Origin of the sequence: Streptomyces sp. M41 (assembly GCF_043673425.1) — a bacterium.
GTDB lineage: Bacteria > Actinomycetota > Actinomycetes > Streptomycetales > Streptomycetaceae > Streptomyces.
On sequence record NZ_JBIMKE010000057.1, the window covers coordinates 1 to 10637 of the forward strand.

A 10637-nucleotide genomic window follows, 5' to 3' on the forward strand; every position below is an offset into this window, starting at 1 on the left:
ACCATCGCTGCCACACCGCACTCGGCGGCCAGCCACCGATCAGCCGTGTGAACAACCCTGCGGGTCAATACACCTAGAGGGTCCCCCCGGAGCCGCGCCGGGTGCGCGTCAGTATCGCTGTGCCTTGGCGATCTCCGCGGTCAGCCGTGGCTCGGCAGGCTTGCGGCTGATCGCGAGCGGCTGGGCCTTCTCGCCGGGTTCGAGGTCCTCCGCGCCCACGAACCGGGTCTCGGCGACCTTGCCGTCGGGGTCGCGGAAGTCGACCTGCACCGCGTAGGACGCGGTCTCGTCCGTGCGGTTGGTGATGTTCACGACGACGGCGAGCAGTCCGGCCGTCTCGGCGCGTGGCTTTCCGGTGAGCGATACGTCCGCGGTGGCGTTGCCCCGGCCGTCGACGTCCTCGAGCTCCTGCTGGGCCGCCTGGTTGGCGCGCGTGATCTCCGCCGACACGGATGCCTCGAACTCCGAGGCGCGGGCGGAGGCGGAGGAGGCCGCGGCCGAGGCCCGCTCGCGGGCTGACGCCTCGAGCGAGGAGAGCGCCGTGGCCGCCGTGCCGGAGAACGACGCCGTGTCGGGACGGGTGGGGGTCGGCCGGGGGGAGGCGGCGCCGTCGCCGTCGTCGTCCCCGCCGCACGCGACCAGCGCCGCGGCACTCGTGACCGTGAGCAGCAGTGCAGCCGGCGCGGTGCGCAGGCGGGCGCGCCGGAGTGGTCTCGTCGCCTTCGACGCTCGGGCGCTCATATCTGGCGGTCCCTTTCTCGCGGCGGTGGGGCAGGCGGCCGGACGGATGCGCGCGAACGAATCGCATCGGCGGCGAGCTGTTTGCCGCCTGCCGTTTTGCTGCCTCATGTCCCAGTACGTGGATCCATCGTGCACGTGGTGCGCAGGTACGGCCACTCAACGTCACGCCGGGCGCCCGGCACGTGATGGGGCTCGGCGGGTGTGGCGGCAGTGCCTGCGCCTCGCCGTGAGCGGGCCACCTGACCCGGGCGGGCCTGGCCCGTCCGTCCGCTACGCCGGCCTCCGCCGGACCAGGTACGTCGCCGCCGCCCCCGCCGCGAAGAGCGCGCCCACCGACACCGCTGTCGCCAGCCAGGTCGCGCCCAGCCACTGGGCGCCCAAGTAGCCGAGGGCCACGCTGTAGACGGCCCAGGCGAGGCCAGCCAGGGCGGACCAGGGGAGGAAGTCGCGGGCGCTGCGGTGGGTGGCGCCGGCGCCGAAGGAGACGACCGAGCGGCCGGCGGGGGCGAAGCGGGCCAGGACGACCAGGGCGCCGCCGCCTCGCGCCAGGGCCGTGCCGAGACGTTCCTGCGCCGACTTCAGGCGGCGGGAGCGGGCGATCGCACGGTCCAGTCGGGCGCCGCCGCGCCGGGCGAGGCGGTAGGCGACGAGGTCGCCGAGGACGGACGCGGTCGCGGCGCAGAGGGTCAGGGCCAGGATGTCCGGGACGTCGTCGGGGACGCGGCCGGTGGCCGCGCCCGACCCCGCCGCCGCGGCCGTGGCGGCCGTGATCACCAGGACGCCGCTGGGCAGGACCGGTACGAAAACGTCCAGCAGGACGGACAGTGCCACCACTACGTAGATCCATGGGGCCGCCGTGAGCGAACCCACGTCCCCGAAACCCTCCAGCACCGCATCTCCCCGTTCCCCCCGTGGCCAGACCGTGCCGCGACGTCGTGGGGGAGCGGCAGGGGCGGCCTATGACAGCCATACAGCGTACGCCGGGGGTGTGACAGGAGATTCATCGGGGGCTCGTGTGTTCGGCACAGGATGTTCACCCGTCCGCCCGGAGTCGATCCGGACTCAATCCCGGACCCGCTCCCGGACTGGATCCCGGACTCGCTCCCCTGACATGAGCGCCCGTACCCGCTCCCCACACGACAGCGCCCGTACCCGCTCGATCTCCGCGGTGTACGGGCGCCGACGTACGTAAGTCGACGTACCTGAAAGGGTGCCGTCGTGCCCAGGGCCGGCGGTGTCAGGCGGCCACCGGGGCCTTGTCGGCCGGGGTGCTCTCCTGAGCCCCGGAGCGCTTGGCGAACAGCCGGTCCAGGCCGAACGCGCCGGAGCCGGTGAAGATCAGCAGGAACATGGCCCAGCAGTACATGGCGGCACCTTCGCCGCTGTTCTCGATGGGCCACAGCGCCTCGGGCTGGTGGACCTTGAAGTACGCGTACGCCATGGCGCCGGAGGAGATGAACGCCGCGGCCCGGGTGCCGAGGCCGAGCAGGACGAGGCTGCCGCCGACGAGTTCGATCACGGCGGCGAACCAGCCCGGCCAGGTGCCGGCTTCCACGGTCTCGCCGCCGAAGGTGCCGAAGAGCGAGTTGGCGCCGTGGCAGGCGAAGAGCAGGCCGACGACGATACGGAACAGGCCGATGGCATACGGCTGGGCGCTGTTGAGGCGTCCGGTCATGTGGGGGACTCCCGCGGTCTGATGGTGGGCCGTCACCAGGAGGAACGGCGAGGGGACGGGTACTGATCGGTAGCGCCCACGTTAGGTAAACCTAATCAAAACTTGCAAGTTCAACATTCGGCCAACGCACCGCCTCGATTTCCCCTGTGATCCCGGGAGATACCGCATGTGGCGCCCCTCTTGCCGGCGCGCCGGCGTCCGAAAGAGTGACCGAATCCACACTGGCGATCACGGGGCCAGTTCGGATTCCATGACCGTCCGCAGCCGCGCCCCGGCCGCACCGGCCGCCCCGCGGACTCCTCCCGCTCCTCCCGTTGCCCCCGCCCCCCGCTCTTCCCGCGCCCGCTCCAGCCGCAGCCGTGCCGAACGCCCGCGCAGGGTCAGGGTCATGAGCTGGTTGCCGAACCACGGCCCGCCCGTCCTGCGCCAGTCGATCGGCGGTCGCGGACAGGTCCCGTGCCCCGCGATCCACCGCCCGAGCAGCCGGGCGGGCGTGCTCCAGCCGAAGCGGAAGCCGAGCCGGATCGCGAGCGGGACGGCGTTGTGGACGGGCGAGCAGGTCAGCTGGAAGACACCGGCGTCGGGCCCGGTACCGTCCGGCCAGGCGGGCTCGGCCACGTACGCGTGATGCACGTCCCCCGACAGCACGCACACCGTCGCCGGCGCCCCGGCCCCCGACCCGGCCTCGGCGATGAGCGCCGCCAGCGCGTCGAAGGACGACGGGAACGCCGCCCAGTGCTCCAGATCCGCCCGCCGGCGCAGATCCTCCCCGAACCGCGCCCAGCGCTCCCCGCGCTCGCCCCGGCACAGCGCGGCGTTCCATGCCTCGGCGTCGTGCACCAGGTGGGGCAGCAGCCAGGGCAGGGACGTGCCGATCAGGAGGTGGTCGTAGGAGCCGGGGGCGTCCAGCGCCTGTTCGCGCAGCCATCGTGCCGTGCCGGGGTCCAGCATGGAGCGTGCGTCCTCGTCGAGCACCCGGGCCGCCCGCGTGTCCACCATCAGCAGCCGTACGCGGCCGAAGTCGCGCCGGTAGCTCCAGCGGACGGAGGCCGGGTCGGTGTCCGCCCGGCAGGCGAAGGAGCGCAACAGGTCGGTGCCGTCGGGGACTTCGCGTACGGCGGCGTGGAGCGGGTCGGCGGCCAGCTCGGCCGGGGAGAGGTTGCCCAGGTGCTGGTGCACCCAGTACGACATCAGTCCGCTCAGCAGCCGCTCGCGCCACCACGGGGTGGCCCGCATGTCGGCGAGCCAGGCGGCGGAGGTGTTCCAGTCGTCGATGACGTCGTGGTCGTCGAAGATCATGCAGCTCGGCACGGTGGAGAGCAGCCAGCGCACCTCGGGGTCGAGCCAGGACTCGTAGTAGAGCCGGGTGTACTCCTCGTAGTCCGCGACCTCGTCGCCCGGCGGGTCGTTCAGATCGCGCCGCGCGGCCAGCCAGCGCCGGGTCGCCTTGGAGGTCTCGTCGGCGTACACCTGGTCGCCCAGCAGCACGAGCACGTCGGGCCGCTCACCGTCCGGGTCGCCGGCCATCCGGGCCGACAGGGTGTCCAGCGCGTCCGGGCCCACCGGGTCCTTCTCGCCGGCCGGCGGCGCGGCCCAGCGGCAGGAGCCGAAGGCCAGGCGGACGGTGTCGTCGGCGGCCGGGGTGCGGATGACGGAGGGCGGGAAGGGGGAGTCGGGCAGCGGCCATACCCGGGTGCCGTCGAGGAGGACCTCGTACGGCGTCGTCGTGCCCGGGGTGAGGCCGGTCACCGGCACCAGGGCGTAGTGGTGCCCGGCGATCTGGAAGGTGCGGGACTCGCCACCGGAGCCGTCCGCGCCGCGCACCTCGGCGGCGCACGGCCGGCTCGCCTCGACCCAGACGGTCGCGGACGAGCCGTCGGCGTACCTCAGCAGTGGTCCAAGGCGCAGTTCGGCCACGTCATGCCCTCCTCCGTCGCCCCGTACGGTACGGAACGACGGAGGAGAACGGGGAGGTTCCGCAGGTCACGGTTTGCCGAACTCCCGCATTGGACGTCCGGCGCCGCCGCGGCTGCTCAGCAGCTCGCCAGGTGGTTCGTGAGCGCGGACTTCTCCGCCGAGTCGACCGAGAGGCCGTAGTAGTACTTCACCTGGACCCAGGCGCGGACGTAGGTGCAGCGGTAGGCCGTGCGCGAGGGCATCCACTGGGCCGGGTCCTGGTCGCCCTTGGCCTGGTTCACGTTGTCCGTGACGGCGATGAGCTGGGGGCGGGTCAGGTCGTTGGCGAAGGACTGGCGGCGCGAGGTGGTCCAGGCGCCGGCGCCGGAGTCCCAGGCCTCGGCCAGCGGGACGAGGTGGTCGATGTCGACGTCGGAGGCGGCGGTCCAGGTGGCGCCGTCGTACGGGGAGTACCAGCTGCCGCTGGTGGCGGCGCAGGAGGAGTCGGTCACGACGCCCGAGCCGTCGCGCTTGAGGACCGTCTCGCGGGTGTTGCAGGCGCCGGACTGGGTGCTCCAGTGCGGGAAGAGGTCGCGGTCGTAGCCGGTGCGGTCCTCGGTGGCCACGGTGAGCTGGGCCAGATAACCCCGGGCGGTGGCGGCGCTGACCGGCGTGGGGAGCGCGGCGGAGGCGGTCGGACCGTTGAAGAGCCCGGCCGAGGCGATGACGCCGGTCAGCGCCGAGAGTATGCTGACACGTCGACGCGCGTAGAACTTCGTCATGCGAACTCCCTTGTGGGGTGGGGGTGTTGGCGTGCGGGCATGGAGAATGCGCGCGACGCCGCGTTGCGGGGAGATGGGCACCCGGTGAGAAATTAGTGACGGGTGCATGACATAACAAGGTTTACGGCGAAACTTTGCGGCGGAACGATTCCGCGCCGGTCTCGTATGATGGGGGACGCAGAAGGGGAGTAGCTCTTCGCCGGACCGTCGACATACTGCTCAGCTCGTCTGAGCCGGCGCCCGGAGGCGGACCTCGTTCATGGGCCGGCCAGCGAGACCTTCGGCAAGCAGTGCACGCTCGTGCCGCACGGCACGGGCGCCCAGTGCGCTGCCGTGCCGAGGTGTCGCAGCGCAGTGACCATGCTCTCGGTGGGGCAGCCCCGACCGATTGAGGAACCTTGATCAGCTTCACCGTGACGGCCGTCGTCTTCGGCGTCGTCTTCCTCGCCGAACTGCCCGACAAGACCGCGCTCGCCGGGCTCGTCCTCGGCACCCGCTATCGCGCCTCGTACGTCTTCGCCGGAGTCGCCGCCGCGTTCGCGGTGCATGTCGCGCTGGCGGTGGCGGCGGGCAGTGTGCTGACGCTGTTGCCGCAGCAGATCGTGCACGCGCTGACGGGTGTGCTGTTCCTGGGTGGCGCGGCGGTTCTTCTCATGAAGAAGGATGAGGACGAGGAAGAGGTCCGGAGGCCGGAGAATCAGTCCTTCTGGAAGGTGTCCGGGGCCGGGTTCATGCTCATCCTCGTCGCCGAGTTCGGGGACCTGACGCAGATCATGACGGCGAACCTCGCGGCGCGTTACGACGATCCGCTGTCGGTCGGCCTCGGCGCGGTGCTGGCGCTGTGGGCCGTGGCGGGGATCGGGATCGTCGGCGGGAAGGCGCTGATGCGGCGGGTGCCGCTGCGGCTGATCACCAAGGTGGCGGCGCTGGTGATGCTCGGGCTCGGGCTCTGGAGCCTGTGGGAGGCGGTCGCCGGCTGAGGGCTCTTGTGTGCGTGAGGGGCGGCCGGGCTGAACTGTCGGTGAACGGTCGGCGGGGGTGGTGGCGGTATGCCGCTCGGTTTTGTACCGTGGAGGAACAAAGTGGCTCCCGCCTGTTTTCCCTGACCGGCGGGCGGGACCACCTTGTCCCTTCGGGGATCCCTCTCGGAGGCCCACCCTTCGCCTCCGCGCCCGTCGCCCTTGGAGCTGCCGATGCCGGCCACCGCTGTGCCCACCGTGCTCACCGCCCGTGCCCTTCTCCTCGACATGGACGGCACCCTCGTCAACTCGGACGCCGTCGTCGAACGGATCTGGCGTCGCTGGGCCGACCGGCACGGGCTGCACGGGGACGACGTGATGAAGGTCGTGCACGGGCGGCAGGGGTACGCGTCGATGGCGCTGCTGCTGCCCGACCGGCCGATGGAGCAGAACCACGCGGACAACGCGCGCATGCTCGCCGAGGAGACGGCGGACGTGGCGGGCGTGGTGGCGATACCGGGCGCACCGGACTTCCTCGCCTCCCTGAGCGGGCTCCCGCACGCGCTGGTGACCTCGGCGGACGTGGCGCTGTCCACGGCACGGATGGCTGCCGCCGGGCTCGACCTGCCCGATGTACGGGTGACCGCGGAATCGGTCGGCGCCAGCAAGCCCGACCCGGAGGGCTTCCTCAAGGGGGCCGCCGAACTGGGGGTCCAGCCCGAGGAGTGCGTGGTCTTCGAGGACTCCGCAGCCGGGATCCAGGCCGGCCACGCGGCCGGCATGCGGGTCGTGGGAGTCGGCGAGCGCGCCGGGGCGCACGATCCGGACGCGCTGGTACGGGACCTTCGACAGGTCCGGGTGGAGTCTTCCGGGGACGGGTGGCTTCGGGTTTACGTCGGGTAGGGCACCGTCAGTGGGTGGCCCGACGTGCCGATCTGACCGGTCGCCGGCGCGGTGGCCCACCCAAGGGGCGCGGGGAACTGCGCGATCAGCCCTCGACTGCCCGCAGTCGCCTTGGGGGCCGCGGTCGCGAGTTCTTGGGCGATACGGCGCCGGGGTCACGGCTTCTGCGTCGTCGGCGGCGCGGTGGCCCACCTACACGGTCCCGAGTTCTCACGGCTCCCGCGTCTCCGATTCCAGCAGCTCCCGCGTCTCCGCGTCGTACACGCCGTACTCCTCCGGCCCGACCCCCCGAGCCCACTGGAACCGCGCCACCGCATCCTCGACGGCCTCGGTGTACGTGCCTTTCGGCTCCCGTGTGTACAGGCCCAGCTGGGTCAGCCGTAGTTCGAGTTCCACCACCTCGGGGCCCCGGTCGCCGCGGCCGAGAATCGCAGGCGCCGTCTCCCGTGCCGCAGGCGACTCCTCCCCAGCCCCGGCCCCAGCGCCGCCGGCCTCCGTGGCCGACGGGGTGTTCGTCGGCTTCGGCGCGGAGGCGGACGGTGTCGGCACCGGGGCGGGGTCGGACGGTGTCGGTGAGGTGGACGCACTCCCCGTGCGGGACGGGGACACCGCGGGCGGCGACGTCCGCGGCGGCGCTCCGCTCGGCGGCGGAGTCCCGGCCTCCGTCTCGCCGGCCGGCGCGTCCGGCACGCTCGCCCGTACCTCCTTCGGCAGTGCCCTGTCCCGAGACGGCGTCTCGTACGCCAGCAGCCCACTCGCCAGGCCCGCCGCCGCCAGCACGGCCACGACGCCGCCGCCCACCCCGAGCAGCACGGTACGGCGACGCCGGCCGCCGGCCCGGCCCGCGGCGGAGCCGGCGGATCCGGCGGATCCGGCGGGACCCGTGTCGTCCACCTCGTGCGGCGCCGTCTCCGGTTCGAACAGGCTGATGTCCTCCGCGCTCGGTTCCGTCCCGGGAGCCCCGGGCGCGGACACCGGGTCCGTCGGCGGTACCGGCCGCAGAGGCATCGTTTCCGCGGGGTCGCGCTCCTGCTCGGCGTCGGTCCCCGCGTCGCCCTCCAGTTCCACGTATGGCCGTATCCGCAGCGGATCGAAGTCCTCCGCCGCCGCGGCCTGAGCCGTACGGGCGTCCCGCAGGGCCTCGGACACGCGCCGGCCGCAGCCGCACGACGGGGTGTTGTCGGCCGCTCTCGGCGCCCCGCACTCCGGGCATGAACGGCCGGTCGGATGCCCCGGGTCGGCCGGGTCCCCGCTTCCCGCTGTTCCCCTCGACTCGCTCACGTGTTCGTCCCTCCCCTCGCGAACTCCCCAGATTATGCAGACGTTCCTCACGCCGTCTCCGTAAGCCCCCGGAACGAGCAATTCCAAAGGGACTCGACAGGCCATAACCGGGCATAGCGATCACGATGGGAGGTGTGTGGGAGGTGTAACGACAGCCTCGGGAGGTCTTCATGGGCGGGGATGCGCACGGTATGACGGGAAATGTGCGTGACGCGCAGCCCCCGCAGCGGGGAGTCGAGCCGCACGAGAACGTGCCCGGCAACGTCCTCGTCTCCATCGGCGCGCTGCTTCTCGGCATGCTGCTCGCCGCCCTCGACCAGACCATCGTGTCGACCGCGCTGCCCACCATCGTCAGCGACCTCGGCGGCCTGGAGCATCTGTCCTGGGTCGTGACCGCGTATCTCCTGGCGTCCACGGCCGCGACTCCGCTGTGGGGCAAACTCGGTGACCAGTACGGGCGCAAACGGCTCTTCCAGATCGCGATCGTGATCTTCCTCGTCGGCTCCGCGCTGTGCGGCATGGCGCAGGACATGGCCCAGCTCATCGCCTTCCGCGCCGTTCAGGGCGTCGGGGGCGGCGGGCTCATGGTGCTGTCCATGGCGATCGTCGGCGACATCGTCCCGCCCCGCGAACGGGGGCGGTACCAAGGGCTGTTCGGGGCCGTGTTCGGGGCGAGCAGTGTACTCGGGCCGCTGCTGGGCGGGGTGTTCACGGAGCATCTGAGCTGGCGGTGGGTGTTCTACATCAACCTCCCCGTCGGGATCGTCGCGCTCGCCGTCATCGCCGCCGTCCTGCGGATTCCGCACAAGGCGAAGGCCCATGTCATCGACTACGTCGGTACGTTCCTCATCGCCTCCGTCGCCACCTGTCTGGTGCTGGTGGCGTCCCTCGGGGGGACGACCTGGGGGTGGGGGTCGGCGCAGATCATCGGGCTGGCCCTGCTCGGGGTCCTGCTCGCGGTGGCGTTCGTCGCGGTGGAGCGGCGGGCCGCCGAACCCGTGCTGCCGCTGAAGCTGTTCCGGGTGCGGACCTTCACGCTGTCCGCGATCATCAGCTTCATCGTCGGGTTCGCCATGTTCGGCGCGATGACCTATCTGCCGACGTTCCTCCAGGTCGTGCAGGGTGTCAGTCCGACCATGTCGGGTGTGCACATGCTGCCGATGGTCATCGGCATGCTGCTGTCGTCCACCGCGTCCGGGCAGATCGTCAGCCGGACCGGGCGCTGGAAGGTGTTCCCGCTCGCCGGGACCGCGGTGACCACGCTGGGGCTGTTGCTGCTCCACCAGCTGGACCTGGACAGCTCCACCTGGGAGATGAGCGTCTTCTTCTTCGTCTTCGGGCTGGGGCTGGGGCTGGTCATGCAGGTGCTGGTGCTGATCGTGCAGAACGCCGTGTCGTACGAGGATCTCGGCGTCGCCACCTCCGGTGCGACCTTCTTCCGGTCCATCGGGGCCTCGTTCGGCGTCGCCATCTTCGGCACGATCTTCGCCAACCGGCTCGACGACGAGCTCGTGGAGGCGTTCGCGGGGGTACGGCTTCCGGCCGGGGTGACCCTGGACGGGCTGGAGGCGGATCCACGCGGCATCGCCGAGCTGCCGTCGGCGTTGCAGCCGGGGGCGCTTCAGGCGTACGCGTCCTCCATCACCGATGTGTTCCTCTACGCCGCGCCCGTCGCTCTGCTCGGGTTCGTGCTCGCCTGGTTCTTGCGGGAGGACAAGCTGCGGGGGTCCGTGCGGGCGCCCGATCTCTCCGAGACGCTGGCCAGCAATCCGGTCGAGCGGTCGTCGTACGACGAGGTGTGCCGGGCGTTGTCGGTGCTGGGTACGCGGGAGGGGCGGCGGGAGGTGTACCGGACGATCACCGAGCGGGCGGGGTACGACCTGTTGCCGGCGGCGGGGTGGCTGTTGCTGCGGATCAAGAAGTACGGGTGGGTGGAGCCGGCGGTGCTCACGGAGCGCAGCGCGGTGCCGTTGACGGTGATCCTCGAGGCGGCGCGGCAGGTCGAGGAGCGGCGGCTGGCTGTTCGTGAGGGGCTGGATCTTGTGCTGACCGAGGCCGGGAGGGGGGTTGCGGAGCGGTTGGCTCTGGCTCGGGAGGCTTCGTTGGCCGAGTTGTTGGGGGACTGGTGGGGGCCGGATCGGCCTACGGATCTCATTCAGCTGGTGAAGGAGCTGAACGAGGAGCTGTGCGGGTCGGATCGGGAGCAGCCGCAGGCTTGAGGGGCTGTTCGGGTTCGGGTTCGGGTTCGGTGGGGGTTCGCCTCGATGCCTGCGGCGGCCTGTGGCTTCTTGGTGGGGGTGCGCGTAGCGCCTGCGGGTGGGGGGTGGGTCGGGGGGGGGGGGGGGGGGGGGGGGGGGGGGGGGGGGGGGGGGGGGGGGGGGGGGGGGGGGGGGGGGGGGG

At 71.9% G+C, this 10637-nt stretch carries 9 protein-coding genes; 3 read left to right on the forward strand and 6 right to left on the reverse strand.

The genetic code is table 11. From position 1 onward, the window contains the following. Nucleotides 1–108: 108 nt before the first annotated feature. The 5 genes from ACHBTE_RS35445 to ACHBTE_RS35465 form a co-directional block, all read right to left on the reverse strand. Nucleotides 109–741, reverse strand: coding sequence for a hypothetical protein (locus ACHBTE_RS35445; protein WP_394729836.1), 633 nt, complete (start codon nucleotides 739–741; stop codon nucleotides 109–111). A gap of 270 nt (nucleotides 742–1011) precedes the next feature. Continuing rightward, a complete protein-coding gene (locus ACHBTE_RS35450) occupies nucleotides 1012–1632 on the reverse strand; it encodes a DedA family protein (RefSeq protein ID WP_394729838.1) in 621 nt (206 codons plus the stop codon). A 346-nt stretch (nucleotides 1633–1978) separates the two neighbouring features. Continuing rightward, complete coding sequence (locus ACHBTE_RS35455; RefSeq protein WP_394729840.1) at nucleotides 1979–2416, reverse strand: DoxX family protein; 438 nt, start codon at nucleotides 2414–2416, stop codon at nucleotides 1979–1981. 228 nt (nucleotides 2417–2644) lie between these two features. Then, nucleotides 2645–4333, reverse strand: a complete 1689-nt coding sequence (locus ACHBTE_RS35460) for an alkaline phosphatase D family protein (RefSeq protein WP_394729842.1) — start codon at nucleotides 4331–4333, stop codon at nucleotides 2645–2647. A gap of 116 nt (nucleotides 4334–4449) precedes the next feature. Continuing rightward, nucleotides 4450–5094, reverse strand: a complete 645-nt coding sequence (locus ACHBTE_RS35465; protein WP_394729844.1) for an HNH endonuclease family protein — start codon at nucleotides 5092–5094, stop codon at nucleotides 4450–4452. Nucleotides 5095–5492: 398 nt separating this feature from the next. On the opposite strand from ACHBTE_RS35465, the gene ACHBTE_RS35470 reads away from it, so the two are divergent. Continuing rightward, the gene (locus ACHBTE_RS35470) at nucleotides 5493–6074 is read left to right on the forward strand and encodes a TMEM165/GDT1 family protein (protein WP_394729846.1); all 582 of its coding nucleotides are present in this window, start codon (nucleotides 5493–5495) and stop codon (nucleotides 6072–6074) included. Between the two features lie 213 nt (nucleotides 6075–6287). Beyond that, nucleotides 6288–6956, forward strand: a complete 669-nt coding sequence (locus tag ACHBTE_RS35475) for an HAD family hydrolase (RefSeq protein ID WP_394729848.1) — start codon at nucleotides 6288–6290, stop codon at nucleotides 6954–6956. Nucleotides 6957–7166: 210 nt separating this feature from the next. Here ACHBTE_RS35475 and ACHBTE_RS35480 read toward each other — a convergent pair whose 3' ends face one another. Then, nucleotides 7167–8105: a peptidoglycan-binding protein gene (locus tag ACHBTE_RS35480; RefSeq protein WP_394729850.1), complete on the reverse strand. Its 939-nt coding sequence runs from the start codon at nucleotides 8103–8105 to the stop codon at nucleotides 7167–7169. 302 nt (nucleotides 8106–8407) lie between these two features. Here ACHBTE_RS35480 and ACHBTE_RS35485 point away from each other — a divergent pair, with 302 nt between their 5' ends. Continuing rightward, a complete protein-coding gene (locus tag ACHBTE_RS35485; protein WP_394729852.1) occupies nucleotides 8408–10456 on the forward strand; it encodes an MDR family MFS transporter in 2049 nt (682 codons plus the stop codon). The last annotated feature ends 181 nt before the right edge of the window (nucleotides 10457–10637 follow it).